Here is a 16,213-nt window from a genome sequence, read left to right as displayed (position 1 = left end):
CATAAAGGTTACTGGCTCAGCCATGAATGGTTAAGTTAGAACGTGACGTTCAATCCACCAAAGATGCGGCGACCAATTAAGTCATATTGTGCATTTACCGTGTAACCTGGTGGTAGTGCATCAAAGATATTACGTACACCGGCGTAAACATTGATGTTATCAGAAACATAATAGTTCATTGATAAGTCATGAGTGGTTAATGACGGAATGTAACCTGGTGATAAATCTTCAGGCGACCCGCCACCTGGTGATACATCATAAGTCACTACGTTATCAATATAACGTACGCCATAACTTACAGTTAAATCGTCAATTGTGTAGCTGGTATTGAATCTAAACTGCCATTCAGGGTCACCAACTTCACCTGTTTCAACGTTAATTTCGTCAGGACGGTCTTGGAATTCAAATCTTTCAAGCTCAATTAGCTTGTTCACAAAGAGGTTGAATTTAAGATCACCTTCTAAAGCGAAATCTTCTAAGCCAAGGTTGTAACTAATGTCAGACTCAACACCTGAAGTGTTTAATGCGGCTGCATTTAAGAAGCCAGAACGGACTAAATCAATATCAAAGGTCGTTGGGTCACGGTCAATTGCGCTACAGTATTGCGCATCTAAGCCCCCAGTTGCATCAACACAGTTGTCGGCAATGTCTTGTGACGCAACAGAGATAATTGCATCTTCAATTTCAATTTTATAATAATCAACAGTAATGGCTAGGTTTTCAACAAACGTTGGTTGCCATACCATACCTACCGTTGTCGAGGTTGAGGTTTCAGGTGTTAATTGATCATTACCACCTGAAAGCGTGTCAATACTGACATTGTCGTTTGCTTCCCAACCCACAGGGATACCCAGTGCTGCACAGTTTGCCGCTCTATCTGGATCGTCATTAATGTTATCAGCATCACACGGGTCAGATACTCGAGCAAAACCAGGCGATAGTGGACTAAAGGCTTCTTCAAGGTTAGGTGCACGAACGGCTGAACCATGCGTTGCACGAATACGTACCGAATCGATTGGGGCGTACATTAAGCCAACTTTCCATGCATCCACTCTATCTTCAACATGTGAATAGTTAGCAATACGATATGCTCCGTCTAATGTCAGCTCTTCAGCAAATGATAAACCGGCTAATAGCGGTAAGCTGACTTCAATGAATACTTCACTTACATCGTAGTCTGCATTTTCATCCGGTGTTGCTGCACCAGCTAATGCACCAGATTTTGTGAGTTCATCAGTAATGGATGATGAGGTCTCTTCACGGTACTCAAAACCAGTAGCAAAGGCGACTGGACCGCCTTGTAAGTTCATAAATTCACCGGTGTCGAATGTGGCTGAAGCGCCAATAACTTGTTGAGTAATTTTATCTTGGCGCGTGACGTCTGCAGAAATCCAATCTTTGGCTTCTTCAGAGGCTTGGTTATAACCAAATGGGTTATAAGGCACACAACCTGAAGGGTCGACAGAGCCCGCAGTATAGTCATTACAAACGATTTCCCCAGTGTTTGGGTCAACAATGGAGTCAATAGCAGCGGCTAAGTTACCTTCAATGATATCGTTTTCAGTTACGCGTACGTTGTTAGTTTCGCCGTAAATGTAGTAAACCTCATAATCAATCTCGGTTTCACTTGCGGTAACAAAACCTTCTACACCACCTACAAAACGGAATAAGTCGCGGTTATTGTGGGCTGAACGGTTGCCTAATTCATCGAAGAATTTAGCCATTGATGTTGTGCCTGTTCCACCTAATGCTGCACGTGCATCGTCTGAAAGGTAAGCATTATTTGCCACATCAATGGCAATTCCACCAAAGCTAAAGCCTGGTTGGAATTGCTGCTTAATCTCAGATTTAGTGTATTTAATATCACCATAAAGACTAACATTTTCAGCTAGTTCATAATTAAACGTACCACCTAAGTTAACTCGGTCTACTTCAGGATAAATATTCTCATAATCTTCAGTAAAGAATGCAGTGTCACACCCGTTTTCAAACTGACCAAATGCAAAGCTATTAGTACCGTCACGTACACACTGTGCTTGCATATTGCCGCTGTCATCAAAGGTAAAGCGTGAATCAGAAAACGGATTGATAACGCCCCATTTATTGATCATTTCTGAGCCGACATTCTTCACACGTAATCTGTCTGGTATACCGTCGTCTTCACCAGTATCAAGTGGGTTAACAATGGTTCCCCAGTTTTCTAACTGAGTTAAGTCTCGTGACATGGTTTGTTTGGTTCTTTCAACGCCGGCATAAACACTCACATTGCCTTTCTCGTTTGAGGTACCCGCTACCACGTTAAAACTATGGTTGCCGTATTCAACATCGTCGACTGAAGTTGCACCTGTTGCGTTAAACAAGAAACCTTCAAAATCTTTTTTCATGATGACGTTAACAACGCCCGATACCGCATCAGAACCGTAAATGGCTGATGCACCACCAGTAATGATTTCAATTCGTTCAATCAATGCGGTAGGAATGGTTGAAAGGTCAACTTGTGAAGAACCTGGAGCACCCGCAACGTGACGTTTACCGTTTACTAATACTAAGGTACGTTTTGAACCTAGACGGCGTAAATCTGCCGAGCTTAAACCCGCATTGGCGTTTGAATTATTGTTACCCACTAAGGTGTCTGTTGAGCCAATTGCTGGTAATTCAGCCAACATCGATGCTAAGTCTGGCGTACCAAATTTTTGCATTTCAGCTTGGTCAATCACCATGATAGGGGTTGGATTTGAATATTCTGTTTTAGGAATGTGAGAACCGGTGGTGACAATTCGTTCTATTTCTTCATCATTTTCATCAACTTCAACAGCCATTACACTTGTTGAAAGTGCAGCTGTTGACAGCGTGCCGTAAACACAGGCTAAGCGAATAGCTTTTGCGATTTGAGATGTATGCATACTGAGTCCCTGTAATATTAGTGATTATTTAAATCTTATAATTGATTTTTTATATCACCCTCAATGTAACCTTGGTGAAACTTGTTGGCAACATATTATTAACAATAGTTGTAGGGATATCTTAGTTTGGTTTTGTTGCGTAGTGCTCTATGAGGTTTGAAAGCGCATTATGAATGCCACCGTATTCAATTGTTTGATTGATGAGGAATACTTTATAGACTCCTCTGCTTTAACAGCGAATGGGAGAAGTCTGAAAAAACACACACCAATTTAGCGTTTATAAAGTCATTAATTAAGCAGCTAACTGGGTGAATTATTGCTACAATATCGGCCATATAGGCCAAGGTTGCAGCTGAACAAATTGTTCGTTTCCCTTGGCCAAATTGTTTCTGGCTTTTGTCATGCTTTGCAGGTGATTAGCTTCGTCAGTTTTAGCGCGTCATTCGTTAATTTTTATATGATTGGCTTGTTTAAGCATTAGCTTAATGTTGTCTGTCATTTGTTTTTTTGCTCAATTCAAGGGGTTTATTTTGAGTCAATCTATCCAACAAGGGGCTTCTACAGCCTTCGCTTCTTTGCCATTAAAGCAAGATTTACTCGATAACCTCAAAACCATGAATTTTGAGGCGATGACGCAAATTCAAGCTCAAAGTTTGCCGACCATTTTGGCCGGCGACGATGTTATCGCCCAAGCCAAAACGGGCTCAGGTAAGACTGCGGCGTTTGGCTTAGGTTTACTCAATAAACTGGATGTGAAACGCTTTCGTATTCAAACCATGGTGTTATGTCCTACTCGTGAATTAGCCGATCAAGTGGCGAAAGAAATTCGTACTTTAGCGCGCGGCACCCATAACGTGAAAGTGCTCACACTTTGTGGTGGTGTACCAATGGGGCCGCAAATTGGCTCGTTAGAACATGGCGCGCACATTATTGTCGGCACCCCTGGACGAATTGTGGATCATTTAGATCGTAACCGTTTAGACCTAAGCAATGTAAACATGTTGGTGCTTGATGAAGCCGACCGTATGTTAGAAATGGGTTTTCAAGATCAGCTCGATCAAATTGTCGCTGAAATGCCTCATGAGCGCCAAACATTGTTATTTAGTGCCACTTTCCCTGAGCAAATAAAAACCGTGGCTGATCAAATAATGTATAAACCGACCATGGTAAAAGTTGAGTCAACTCATGACGATCTCACTATTGAGCAAAAGTTTTATTTAATAGAAGACGGTCAAGGTCGTACTGAAGCATTGGAATTATTACTACTTGATCGCCAGCCTGAAAGCGCAGTAGTGTTTTGTAATACCAAGCGTGAAACCCAAAAAGTGGCTGATACCTTAGCGGGTAAAGGCTTTAGCGTATTAGCACTTCATGGTGATTTAGAACAGCGCGATCGCGATAAAATGTTGCTGCAATTTGCCAATAAAAGCGCCCGTGTGTTAGTGGCAACTGACGTTGCAGCCCGTGGTTTAGATATCGACGCGCTAGATGCGGTATTTAATTATCATATTGCTTATGACACTGAAGTGCATATTCATCGTATTGGCCGAACTGGGCGTGCTGGTAGCACTGGCGTAGCTTATACCTTCTTTAGTAATGAAGATGCCTATAAAGTGTCGTTGATTGAAGATGCCATGGGTAAAGCCATTGTTGAAACGCCATTGCCATCGAGTAGTGTGTTAACTCAGCAGCCAATTGAAGCTGAAATGGTGACCATTCAAATTGACGCCGGTAAAAAGCATAAAATTAGACCTGGCGACATTGTGGGAGGGTTGACTGGTGAAAACGGTATTGCCGGCACCGATATTGGTAAAATTAAAGTGACTGATATTCGTTCATACGTGGCTGTTAATCGTTTTGCGGCTAAAAAAGCGTTAAATAAAATCACCAATGGGCGCTTAAAAGGTAAAACTTATCGCGCGTGGTTTTTATAATCGCTGAGCAAGCCATTTGTTGGGTTGATATTGATAACAGTTGGCGATGTGTTGCACTTCGAAGCTGGATTTGAGGGCAAATAAATAAGCTCACAAGCAAACTAAAACGAGCCTTTAAAGGCTCGTTTTTTTATTTTGTCTTACTGGTGTAAATCCATCATATCTTGCCAATGCAATATCTGGGTCGATTCATTGCATTGAGCTTGATATGGCTTGGTAACATGTAACGCAATCGCTTGGCCTAAAATCGCCACTGGTATGCCTTTAAAACGGCTTGCTGAACCAAAAAAGAACGGGTTAATTAACTTACACACTCGCAAGGCGATAGCTTGTGATAAACCATAGCGGTTTTCGGGGGTTAATATCATAGAAGGGTGGAATAAGCTTAAACGGGTAAACCCCAATGCTTGTAAGCCTTGTTCAAGTTCACCTTTAGTGCGCATATAGTAGTTTTTGGATTTGGCATTTGCACCAATCGAGCTCAATAACGCAAACTCCAATACTCCCGCCTCTTTACATGCACTGGCAAAGGCTAATACTGCATCACGGTCAATTTTAATAAACGCTTGCTGCGACACTTGTGTTGGTGAGCCCACACCTAAAGTACATACCGCAGTGTTATGTCCTGTTAATAAATGGCGATAACTGTCGGGATTAAAAATATCAATGATGTGCTGATTAACAATGTCTGCTTGAATGTTGCTGGCGATACGTCTGCCTAATAGCGTCAGTTTTTTTACTTCAGGATGTTCACTTAATACTAACGCGCAGTGATTACCTACTGCGCCCGTTGCGCCTAACATCACGACAGTTTTTTTGCTCATAATTACGCCATATAAAATTAAGTGATACTGAAAATCAGCCATGGTTATTTATATTGGCATGATTAAATTATTTGGCAACTTAATCACTGCACCCGCGTCATTAACCATAGGTTATATCTATGATGTACTTTAATTAAGTTAACCTTATTTACCGCATCGCTTACACTGACAATATGATGATATCAGGAGTGATTAGTTTGAATATTAAACCCATTAGAATTGGCATAATGTTGTGCCTAGTAACCATCTTATTTGGTTATATATTAGGTGGCGCTTTTGGCGCGGCAAATAGCACAATAAAAGGCTATTTTCATCAGCAAGTGTATGTCACACATGCGCAAAACTTTACTTCAGAACAAGATAAAGTGACGGCCTATAACAAAGCCAAAGCGTATATTAAACGTGCCCATTTACACTCTGGCGCAATTGGTAGTGCAGCTTTAGTTACTATATTGGCGTTGGGGTTTTGTGGTGTGAGTGAGCGTAAGAAAAAGCTAACCAGTATTATGATTGGTTTTGGTGCCAGTGGTTATGGGGTATTTGTGTGGACATTAATGGCGCTAATGACACCAATGATAGGTAAGTCGGCAGCCCATGAGTTGGTTGCTGTTTTAGCTATTCCAACGGGGCTTGCGCTTGTTGTTGGTACCATTGTGACAATGATATTTGTGATGGTAGATGATAAGTAATATCAGCTTATTTAGTGGTTGCGCTGTTTATCACCAAGCGTCCAAAGTAAATATTTGCCATAGATCCGCTCTGTGTTAAGAGCTTAATGGCTTAATGGCTTAATGGCTTAGCAGATTAGTGCATTGAAAAATTGATGAGATTTACGCCAATGATTAACGGAAAACCATTGGCGTAAATGAGCGATGCTCTAGCTGTTAGCCGAAGTGTTTCTTGGGCGTGATGAGTTCGGTTTTCTGCTGTTGTTTTTATGGGTCGCTTTAGGGGTATTTTTATTTCCCGTATTGGCTTTTTTAGCATCACCAGCTTTATTGCTGTTGGATTGAGGTTTCGCTTTTGGGTTAGGGTTACTTTTGCCCTGTGAATTGCTGCTTTTACCCTGCGAGTTACCTGCATTTGGATTTGCTTTACGGTCATTTGAACGCGCATGTTTGCGTTGGTTCGGGCTTTGAGTACGACGCGTTTTAGCTTGATGATTAGCCGGTTTATTCCCTTTGCCTAAGGTGGGTTCTGGTAAGTATTCCAGCGGCTCTAAACCATCAAGGGTCTTGCGCATAATCACTTTACCGATGAGCTTTTCAATGCCGTGCAATAATTTAATATCATCAATACTTACCAATGACACCGCTTGCCCTGATGCGCCCGCGCGGCCAGTACGACCAATACGATGTACATAATCCTCAGGTACATTAGGTAAATCAAAGTTGACAACAAAAGGCAGTTGGTCAATGTCGATACCACGGGCGGCAATGTCTGTTGCTACAAGCACTGAGACGTCACCCGTTTTAAAGTTACTTAATGCTCGGGTTCGGGCAGTTTGGCTTTTATTACCATGAATTGCTGCTGCACTAATACCTGCTTTTTCAAGGTTTACTGCTAAACGGTTTGCGCCGTGCTTCGTACGGGAAAACACTAATATTTGTTGGCATTGCTCGCTTTTAATTAACTGAATTAATGCCGCAGATTTTTTCGTTTTGTCGAGCGCGTAAACGCTTTGTTCAACGGTGTTAGCGGTCGTGTTGCGCGGCGAAACCGAAATTTCTACTGGATTGTGGACCAACCCTTTGGCTAAGGCACGAATTTCATCAGAGAATGTCGCTGAAAATAAGAGGTTTTGACGGGTTTTGGGTAGTAGGGCAAGGACTTTTTTGATGTCGCGAATAAAGCCCATATCTAGCATACGGTCCGCTTCATCTAACACTAAAATTTCTAGCTCACTAAATGAAATTGCCCCTTGTTGGCATAAGTCCAATAGCCGCCCTGGTGTGGCAACTAAAATATCAACCCCTTTGCGTAAAGCGCTTAATTGAGGATTGATGGATACACCACCAAATACTACCGCAGAGGTAAGGGGTAAATTTTGGCTATAAGCATCTACATTGTCTTGTACCTGCGCAGCCAGTTCTCGTGTTGGCGTTAGCACTAATGCACGCACTTGCTTATTACGCGCACGCTTGCCTTTTGAGAGCAATTCTAGAATGGGCAAAGTAAAGCCTGCTGTTTTACCTGTACCCGTTTGCGCTGCTGCCATCACATCTTGCTGCTTTAAAATAGCCGGTATTGCTTGAGCTTGAATGGGAGATGGGGTGGTGTAACCTTGTTTTTCAACCGCTTGAAGAATAGCGGGTTGTAAACCTAAAGAGGCAAAGCTCATAGCGTGTTCTCATTGGGCAGCGTATGTGCTGCGCAAACTAAAGGATAGCGCCGAAAATAGCGGCCGTGAAGTTTACCTGAGAATAGTCTAAAGCGCTATTTAATCGATTAGTTATACTTTTATTTGGCTTAATAGATAACAAAATCGTTGATGTATCAGTTGTTTGCTGAAAAACCTTTAATAATTTGTGTGATTAATGTTCACAACACATACAATAAAAGAGTCTGCTAGTGAGGGCGGTCGGTGAACAGATAGCCACATAAGGATGACATTAATGAACCAAGCGGCATTGTCATACATTGAAAAAACGGTCGCGCCGCTGCGTGAACAGGCCCATTGTATGCTTAAAAATGTGCTGTTAATGTCAAATGTAACCATTGAGCGTCTGCAACAAGCTAAACATAATATTGCTCAACACGGCCGAGTTGCGCTGCATTTTCATCCTGATCATATTGATAGCCGTGGGTTAACCGTTGCTCAAGGGTTATTAAAAGATGGCGTGTATAAAACCCAGTTTGAAACCCACATTTCAAATGGGCAGCTAGCGCCAGAGCTTGGGGGGATACGCGACCATTGGGAGAATCAATTCTTTGGCCATGCTTATGCCGGCATTCAACATCGACCTAAATATGGTGCGTTAGATTTCGGCTTAAATCCTTATGGCCCTGCGCCGCGCTTTGGCAGTTGTTACTTGTTGAGCCACTGCGCGTTGTTAAAAAATTGCAGTTTTAGCTATATGGACTCGCACCGTTTATTGCCTGAGCGCGGCACATTAGCCTGCTTTGAGGTGGTGTTAGCTGCGCTATTAACTGAAAGTTTTGAACGCCAATCTGCATTGGGTGTGAATGTGTTTGATCCTGATGCTCTTATTGCGTATCTGTGCTCATTTACAGATATAGCGCAACGTTTTACTCATACCGGTTTTGCCAATTTAGACCATTACATTGAAGCCCAAATACATGACGATGTGTCCTTAGAGGAGGATATCTGCGCGTTAGTGGTTGACCCTTGTTACCAAAACACCCCAATGGATGAAACTTTGCAGGCGCTAGCAAATCAATACGACATAACCTTGTATTATCATCAAGGCTACCAAATGGACGCTGCGCACACGCCTAACAATTTTAGGGGAGCATGCATGCCAGCGTTAGCCAAGCAGGTTGCGCGACAAGGGGTGATGACACCTTTTAATCTGGGTGTGGCCACATTACGCTGTACTGAAGAACTAGCCAGTTGGCAGCAACGCGACATGCAACAGCAGCAACTGCAACAATTAAAGTTATTGTGGCATGTGTTGGTTAAATTTGGCGTTAACACCACACCATTAAGTTAATCAATACGATTTTAGTGTTCGCTTGACATGCAGTTTTAAGCCAATTATTTGTTTACCTCTCATATCTAGCTCGTCTTTTCTGTGAGGCGGTTAACAGTTATTGACTGTCGGGTGTTATCTGCTTTTTAGGACTGCGATACTGGCGGGTAATTCGTTAGTCACTGTTGTTTAACCCATTATTTATTAAGGTCATATGGATAAGTCGTTAGAAAAGTCATTAACCCAATGGTTAAAAAGTCGTCAGTTCGCTTGTGGCGTTTTCCTCAAATTGTCTATTTTTCTCGGTATTGTTAATGGCTTGGCAATTGTTGCTCAAGCTTATTATCTAGCGACCATTCTTGATGGGGTGATTATGCAGCACCAAAGCGTGATGGCGCTGCAAGGTGCATTTGTTACCTTAATTTGCTTATTTGCAGCCAGAGCCTTAATTGCTTATGCACGCGAGCGAGTGTCGTTTGAAGCGGGTAAACGCTTAAGGCAAGACATTCGTCAGACAATATTAAATAAGCTAATTGAATTAGGACCGGTTTGGATAAAAGGCCGACCTGCTGGTGCTTGGGCAAGTATTGTGTTTGAACAAGTCGAAGATCTACACGACTTTTACGCTAAATATTTGCCGCAAATGATGCTAGCGGGGTTTATTCCATTAACCATTTTAGTGTGTGTGTTCCCGCTTAATTGGGCCGCAGGGCTAATTTTACTGGTAACCGCGCCGTTAATACCGATGTTTATGATCCTCGTGGGCATGGGAGCTGCAGACGCCAATCGCAAAAACTTTACTGCATTGTCGCGTTTAAGTGGTCATTTTATGGATCGCTTAAAAGGGTTATCGACCTTAAGGCTGTTTCATCGTGGTGAGGTAGAGCTTAATAAAGTGGAAGTTGCATCGGAAGACTTTAGAACTCGTACCATGTCGGTACTTCGCTTAGCCTTTTTAAGTTCGGCGGTATTAGAGTTTTTTGCTGCGGTGTCGATTGCCGTATTAGCGGTGTATTTTGGCTTTAGTTATTTAGGCCACTTGAATTTTGGTCATTATGACCTTGGGATTAGCTTATTTACCGGCTTGTTTATATTAATTTTAGCACCTGAATTTTATCAACCCCTACGTGACTTAGGCACACATTATCATGCAAAAGCCCAAGCCATTGGTGCGGCGGAGTCATTAGTTGAGTTATTAAATACGCCTACGCCACAAACTAAAGCCAATGCTGAGCCAAGTAACGTGGATATCGATTTGAGTTGTGTCAGTATTGAAGCCAAAAACTTAACGGTCTATAGCCAAGATGGCGTGTGCTTGTTAGGGCCTCTATCATTTAGCATTGCTGCGAAACAACATGTTGCCATTGTTGGACCAAGTGGTGCAGGTAAAACCTCCTTAATCAATGCCTTATTGGGTTTTTTACCTTATCAAGGTGAGCTGAGCATTAATGGTCAACCACTCAATCAAATTTCATTAGCCCAATGGCGACAAAACCTTGCATGGTTAGGGCAAGATCCCCAACTGTTTCATGGTAGCTTGCGCGACAATGTGGCGCTGGCAAATCCTCAACTCAGTGATGAGCAAGTGATGAAGTTATTAACTCAAGCCAATTTAGGTGAGTTTGTCGCGTCGCATGCTCAAGGGTTAAATGTCTCGATTAGTGACCAAGCAACAGGGGTGTCAGTTGGCCAAGCGCAGCGTATTGCATTAGCGCGAGCATTAGGCCAACAAGCCAGTGTATATGTGTTAGATGAGCCGACAGCTAGTTTAGATTTACACAGCGAACAGCTGGTTCAACAAGCATTAAACCAAGCTATGTCAGGCAAAACCTGTGTGATGATCACTCACCGTATCGATCAGTTAACGGCAATGGACAACATTATGGTGCTTAACCAAGGGAAATTAGTCCAACAGGGTCAATTTGACGTGTTAGCTAATGACCGTTCAGGCATGTTTGCTCAATTGCTTAATGATGAAAAGGAGACGGTGTAATGAAAGTCTTATTGCCGTTTTTACGTTTATTTAGTCGCCAATGGTTAATGATGAGTGTCGGGTTATTGCTAACATTTATTACCCTATTAACTGGCATTGGACTGTTGTCTTTGTCGGGGTGGTTTTTATCTGCCTCGGCGGTTGCGGGCTTAACGGTTGCTTCGTCGCAAGCCTTTAATTATTTTACCCCTGCTGGCGGTGTGCGTGGTTTTTCTATTTTTCGCACCGCAAGTCGCTATGGTGAGCGCTTAGCCACCCACGAAGCCACCTTTAAATTATTAACTGATTTACGTGTCTGGGCATGGCGTAAATTGTTGCCGTTGAGCGCTAAAAATCTGCAAGCAATGCGTCAAGGCGATATGTTAAACCGCCTAGTGGCTGACATTGATACCCTTGATCATTTGTATTTGCGCTTATTAACCCCTATGACCGCTTCATTATTAATGATTGGCGGTTTGTATGTGTTTATTGCTTGGTTTGACTTAGCATTGGCTAACGTGTTGTGTGGGGCGTTATTGGCGGTTTGGTTAATTGTGCCGGTGATTTTTTACCAACTAGGGCGAAACCCGGGTGAAGCGATTATTCAAAGCCGTCAGCACTATCGAGTGAAGCTGCTCGATATGCTTCAAGGCCAAGCCGAGCTAACCTTGTTTAATGCCAACGGTCGTTATCGGGCGCAGCTTGAGCAGGCTCAAAAACACTTATTTGCCAGTCAAGCCAAAATGGCCGCTATTACCGGGATGAGTCAGGCAATGGTGATTTTTGCCAATGGTTGTATTGTCACCCTTATTTTATATTTAGCAGGCCAAGGCGTGGGCGAATACGTGCCGCCGGGGCCAATGATGGCAATGGTCGTCTTTGCGGCCATGGCCAGTATTGAAATGCTGATGCCAATAGCCGGCGCGTTTCAGCACTTGTCGAGCACGGTGCTTGCGGCTAAACGAGTCACTGACATTACTGAGCAAACTCCTGCCATTACATTCCCAGAAACGGATAACAAGGAACTGACAATAACCCCAAAAAATACCAGATTACAACTTGATAATATTGGTTTTAGTTACCTTGATAATTCGCCTGTACTTAGTGGCTTATCTTTGCAAGTAAACGCGGGTGATAAAGTGGCTATTTTAGGGAAAACAGGTTGCGGTAAATCAAGTTTACTCAGCTTAATAACCCGTGAGTGGCAGCCTCAACAAGGACGTATTGAGTTGGCGGGTAAAGATATTAGCCAATACAGTGAGCCAGCACTGCGCAGCGCAATGACCGTGGTGAGCCAGCGGATCTATTTATTCTCAGCAACGTTACGCGACAATTTAGTATTAGCACTGCCATTTAATAAAGCTGACAAGCGTAAAGCGCATGATGCCCGTTTAATTGACGTGTTACAGCAAGTAGGTTTAGAGGCATTATTACAAGGTGATAAGCCGCTTGATGCATGGATTGGCGACGGTGGACGTCAATTATCTGGTGGCGAGCAGCGTCGTATTGGTGTCGCGCGGGCATTATTACGTGATGCGCCGTTATTGTTGCTAGATGAACCAACAGAGGGCTTAGATAAGCGTACCGAGCGCGATATTATGGCAATACTACTTAAATTTGCTGAGCAAAAAACCTTATTGATGATCACCCATAGGCTGACTGCAATTGAGAGTATGGATAAAGTTTATCATATGGAAAAGGGGCAATTACACGATTGGCAACCAACGCCAGTTAACTAGCCTTTACTGGTTAGCTAATTAATCGTATGTGTGTAAGTTTGGGAGATTAGGGCTTAGGGTTAATTATTTAACGTTGAGCCTTTTTGGTTTTGGTAAAGGGGGATTGCAGCAAGGCGATTGTTATTTTACTTATTTTGAATAACTGAATAACTGGATAACTGGATAAGTGCTTAAAGCTTGTCGTGATTAGTGTCGTTGCAATCTTGCAGCCCAATTACCTTGATGTTGCTGCTCACAGGCGGTTTCTGTATCAAAAATAACATGTTGATTGATGTCAGAAAATTGAATGTCAGCACTGGCTAACTTGGCTTTGAGTTGTTGTATAAATTGCAGTTTATTGCATTGCTGCACACGGCTTTGATCGCTAAAACGGGCTAAATTAGTTTGATTGTCAAATACCACTACAATTTTCAGGCTCTGCGGGAAACGTGAGTAGTTGACCAAATGAGTCAACCATTGAAAGCCTGCTATTTCATCAACAGCAGTGTCACATAATTGTGTGAGTAATATTCTCAGCTGATTGTCGCGCTTTTTATCGGTTTTTTTCATGACGCTTGTCCTCGTGTCTAGATTCTGAACAACAACAACAACAACAACAACAACAACAACATCAACATCAATACCAATATCAATATCAATATCACCCCTAAGAACCGTATTGACTTCGAGTTGATTACTGATGTTTTGTACCGAATGTGTTGAGTCAGCCAAATGGCTTAGTGCTAAAGGCTTATGCCATCACACCTTTACAGAGTTAAGTTGATGCATCTGTTGATTAGTGATGATGCTGATAACAGGTTTGATGGCTGCATTACCCATTGATTTAGTCTCAGTGGACGTTGCGTTTGTTAACGCAGTATTCGCAAGCTCTGTATCGGCCAGTCTTATATTGGGTTGTGTTGCATTCGACGGTGCACAGTTAGATACCTCAAACCTAGCAAGTTCTTCTCTAGAGCCCCCTGAATAAGACAGCATAGCACTGGCAACTTGCTTAGCTGTGATGGGTTTTATACTGCGCATTGGCCCAATAAACATGCCGATGAAATACGTAGATAAGCGTTGGCCAATATCTTCTAATAACCGCGCTTCATGACGTTTTCCCAGTAATAAGCTTGGGCGGTAAAAATGAATCTGATCGAAACCCAGTTTAGCGATTGCCTGTTCAGTTTCGCCTTTAATACGATTATAAAATACCTTGCTATTAGGCGTTGCGCCGTGCGCAGTAATCATATGCAGCTGCGTTGATATGTGAGTGGCATTAAGGCGCTGATTAGCGGTTAATATCATTTGGGCAAAGTCGATGGCGGCGGTTTTGTCTACATTAATAAACTGCGTTTGGCTGCCGGCTTTTTTAATGGTGGTGCCAAGACAACAATACGCGCGATGAATGACATCATTTAAGGGTAAATGCTGCAAATTTACCAATTCACAGGCAACAAATTTTAGCTTAGCTAACTGCGACGCAGAAAGTTTGCTGCTTGATGGTATTTGAGGTTGTCGCCGACCTATGACGATGACTTTAGCGACGTGATCATCTTTTAGTAATCCAACTAATAGCGCTTGCCCAACAAGGCCGGTTGCACCTGCTATTGCCACATTTTTAGGTAATGTGTTAGTGGTTAATGCTGAACTCATATGGCTTCCTGTTGGGGATTATTTTTTATTGTAATTGTTAATTAACGTATTGTTTAAATTATTAATAGTACCATTTGCATCAGGCGAAGAAAGATTTTAATGACCTTTAGAAACAGCTTTGGTAGGTTAGGGAATTACGGCCAATAATATCGTGATGTTAGCGCGTACATTACAAGGAATCTCTTATGACTGAAGCACACTTACCGTTAACCGATTTCATTGAATATCCACCAGAGCAAATGCTGCAACGCGCGCAAGCTAATTACCAAGAGGTGAAGCGTCGCCACTCTATTCGTCAATTTTCAGATAAACCGGTAGCACGGGAAGTTATTGAGCAATGCATTTTGGCCGCGGGTACTGCGCCAAATGGGGCGAATCATCAACCGTGGCATTTTGTGGCAATCCAAAGCGCGGAAATTAAAGCGCAAATTAGGCAGCAAGCAGAAGCGCTTGAACAAGCATTTTATGCAGGGCGTGCGGGTGAAGAATGGCTAGATGCATTGAAACCGTTGGGCACTAACGCCAATAAGCCCTATTTAGAACATGCGCCGTGGTTAATTGCCGTGTTTAGTCAGAAACGGCAACAGCAACAAGGCGAACAAAAGAGTAATTATTATGTACATGAGTCGGTTGGTATTGCCACTGGTTTTCTTATTCAAGCCTTGCATCATGCCGGTTTAGGCACATTAACGCATACACCAAAACCGATGAGTTTTTTATCGAAAGTGTGTGGCCGAGATAATGACAATGAGCGGCCATATATGTTGATTATTGCAGGTTATCCAGACACCAATGCCACTGTGCCTACCCATGCGTTACAGAAAAAAGCTTTAGCTGAAATGTGTGATTTTATTTAGCAAATGCTTAGTGTTTTGAATGATTAAGTCATGGTGTTTATCGACTTATTGCCAGCCTTGACGCCAGATTAATGTGTCAGTGAGTTGTCGCCAATCAATAGCAAACTCTTGGTGAGTGAATTCAGCTCTTATTGTGCAACTTTGCACTTTTTGATTGTCGTCAAAACTGACTTCACAAACACTGAAGTGTTTCATTTTTTGAGTGACGTCAACCTTGGTCCATTTGCTGTGCAGCAGTTTTTTTGGGTGAATGCGATTCATACATAGCCTTAATATGGGTAATCTTGAGGCTAAAAAAGGCTTACGATACAGCTGTAAGCCAGTGAGGATGTCGATGAGACATTAACTTTCATTAGCCATTACGGTTTTGCTTGCATAGTGGATCACTTTTAATGAATTCACTTTATTAGGTTGTTTACTTATGAGGTGTCGGTGTGTGTTTTGCTATGTTGAGGGCTAACACATTTCTTGCCCCATTGCTTGTTTACTGTTTTGAAAACTCTACGTCTTGGTACTTAGTTAATATCAGTTTTAGACATATGGATTTCACACAAGATTTCCAAACCCTATTTGGATTAACGTTGTGGCGCTTCGCCCACACCAGAGCAAGAAGGGGGAAACTGCTCCCCCTCTTGCATCTCCCCAGCAGCCCCGGCGAAACTTTCTGGAAAACGAAAGATTTCCAACGGGGGACAA

At 42.6% G+C, this 16,213-nt stretch carries 12 protein-coding genes; 6 read left to right on the top strand and 6 right to left on the bottom strand.

The annotated features are described in order from the left end of the window. Positions 1–35 precede the first annotated feature (35 nt). Positions 36–2,903 (bottom strand): TonB-dependent receptor plug domain-containing protein, encoded by a 2,868-nt coding sequence (locus G3R48_RS14335; protein ID WP_153665878.1) that lies wholly within the window; start codon positions 2,901–2,903, stop codon positions 36–38. A 614-nt stretch (positions 2,904–3,517) separates the two neighbouring features. Between G3R48_RS14335 and dbpA the strand changes: the two genes are divergently transcribed. Continuing rightward, positions 3,518–4,837: an ATP-dependent RNA helicase DbpA gene (gene dbpA, locus G3R48_RS14330; protein WP_246504642.1), complete on the top strand. Its 1,320-nt coding sequence runs from the start codon at positions 3,518–3,520 to the stop codon at positions 4,835–4,837. A gap of 140 nt (positions 4,838–4,977) precedes the next feature. Here dbpA and G3R48_RS14325 read toward each other — a convergent pair whose 3' ends face one another. Beyond that, positions 4,978–5,661 (bottom strand): NAD(P)H-binding protein, encoded by a 684-nt coding sequence (locus tag G3R48_RS14325; protein WP_194823918.1) that lies wholly within the window; start codon positions 5,659–5,661, stop codon positions 4,978–4,980. A 197-nt stretch (positions 5,662–5,858) separates the two neighbouring features. Here G3R48_RS14325 and G3R48_RS14320 point away from each other — a divergent pair, with 197 nt between their 5' ends. After that, entirely contained in the window at positions 5,859–6,350 is a 492-nt protein-coding gene (locus G3R48_RS14320) for a hypothetical protein (protein ID WP_153665884.1), read from the top strand. A gap of 188 nt (positions 6,351–6,538) precedes the next feature. On the opposite strand, the gene G3R48_RS14315 is transcribed toward G3R48_RS14320, so the two are convergent. After that, complete coding sequence (locus tag G3R48_RS14315) at positions 6,539–8,002, bottom strand: DEAD/DEAH box helicase (RefSeq protein ID WP_153665886.1); 1,464 nt, start codon at positions 8,000–8,002, stop codon at positions 6,539–6,541. 274 nt (positions 8,003–8,276) lie between these two features. Between G3R48_RS14315 and G3R48_RS14310 the strand changes: the two genes are divergently transcribed. The 3 genes from G3R48_RS14310 to cydC all read left to right on the top strand — a co-directional run bounded on the left by G3R48_RS14310 (position 8,277) and on the right by cydC (position 13,025). Further along, positions 8,277–9,335 (top strand): DUF3626 domain-containing protein, encoded by a 1,059-nt coding sequence (locus G3R48_RS14310; protein WP_228497495.1) that lies wholly within the window; start codon positions 8,277–8,279, stop codon positions 9,333–9,335. Between the two features lie 193 nt (positions 9,336–9,528). Further along, positions 9,529–11,307 carry a heme ABC transporter permease/ATP-binding protein CydD gene (cydD, locus tag G3R48_RS14305; RefSeq protein ID WP_153665890.1) on the top strand — a complete coding sequence of 593 codons (1,779 nt, stop codon included), beginning with the start codon at positions 9,529–9,531 and terminating at the stop codon, positions 11,305–11,307. After that, positions 11,307–13,025, top strand: coding sequence for a heme ABC transporter ATP-binding protein/permease CydC (cydC, locus tag G3R48_RS14300; RefSeq protein WP_153665892.1), 1,719 nt, complete (start codon positions 11,307–11,309; stop codon positions 13,023–13,025). The genes cydD and cydC overlap by 1 nt, the downstream gene beginning before the upstream one ends. A gap of 186 nt (positions 13,026–13,211) precedes the next feature. On the opposite strand, the gene G3R48_RS14295 is transcribed toward cydC, so the two are convergent. Continuing rightward, positions 13,212–13,736, bottom strand: coding sequence for a hypothetical protein (locus G3R48_RS14295; protein WP_228497496.1), 525 nt, complete (start codon positions 13,734–13,736; stop codon positions 13,212–13,214). Positions 13,737–13,763: 27 nt separating this feature from the next. Next, positions 13,764–14,660 (bottom strand): Rossmann-fold NAD(P)-binding domain-containing protein, encoded by an 897-nt coding sequence (locus G3R48_RS14290; protein WP_153665894.1) that lies wholly within the window; start codon positions 14,658–14,660, stop codon positions 13,764–13,766. A gap of 185 nt (positions 14,661–14,845) precedes the next feature. Here G3R48_RS14290 and G3R48_RS14285 point away from each other — a divergent pair, with 185 nt between their 5' ends. Beyond that, positions 14,846–15,517 carry a nitroreductase family protein gene (locus G3R48_RS14285; protein WP_153665896.1) on the top strand — a complete coding sequence of 224 codons (672 nt, stop codon included), beginning with the start codon at positions 14,846–14,848 and terminating at the stop codon, positions 15,515–15,517. Positions 15,518–15,562: 45 nt separating this feature from the next. Here G3R48_RS14285 and G3R48_RS14280 read toward each other — a convergent pair whose 3' ends face one another. Beyond that, positions 15,563–15,778 (bottom strand): TIGR02450 family Trp-rich protein, encoded by a 216-nt coding sequence (locus G3R48_RS14280; RefSeq protein WP_153665898.1) that lies wholly within the window; start codon positions 15,776–15,778, stop codon positions 15,563–15,565. Positions 15,779–16,213: the final 435 nt, after the last annotated feature.

The organism is Shewanella intestini (assembly GCF_018221465.1).
GTDB lineage: Bacteria > Pseudomonadota > Gammaproteobacteria > Enterobacterales > Shewanellaceae > Shewanella > Shewanella intestini.
This window is presented reverse-complemented; position numbering and strand designations above follow the sequence as displayed.

Coding starts and splice junctions, on each gene's coding strand:
- cydC (WP_153665892.1), top strand. CDS start 11,307: ATGAAAGTCTTATTGCCGTTTTTACGTTTATTTAGTCGCCAATGGTTA.
- G3R48_RS14285 (WP_153665896.1), top strand. CDS start 14,846: ATGACTGAAGCACACTTACCGTTAACCGATTTCATTGAATATCCACCA.
- G3R48_RS14325 (WP_194823918.1), bottom strand. CDS start 5,661: ATGAGCAAAAAAACTGTCGTGATGTTAGGCGCAACGGGCGCAGTAGGT.
- G3R48_RS14280 (WP_153665898.1), bottom strand. CDS start 15,778: ATGAATCGCATTCACCCAAAAAAACTGCTGCACAGCAAATGGACCAAG.
- dbpA (WP_246504642.1), top strand. CDS start 3,518: ATGAATTTTGAGGCGATGACGCAAATTCAAGCTCAAAGTTTGCCGACC.
- G3R48_RS14315 (WP_153665886.1), bottom strand. CDS start 8,002: ATGAGCTTTGCCTCTTTAGGTTTACAACCCGCTATTCTTCAAGCGGTT.
- cydD (WP_153665890.1), top strand. CDS start 9,529: ATGGATAAGTCGTTAGAAAAGTCATTAACCCAATGGTTAAAAAGTCGT.
- G3R48_RS14310 (WP_228497495.1), top strand. CDS start 8,277: ATGAACCAAGCGGCATTGTCATACATTGAAAAAACGGTCGCGCCGCTG.
- G3R48_RS14335 (WP_153665878.1), bottom strand. CDS start 2,903: ATGCATACATCTCAAATCGCAAAAGCTATTCGCTTAGCCTGTGTTTAC.
- G3R48_RS14290 (WP_153665894.1), bottom strand. CDS start 14,660: ATGAGTTCAGCATTAACCACTAACACATTACCTAAAAATGTGGCAATA.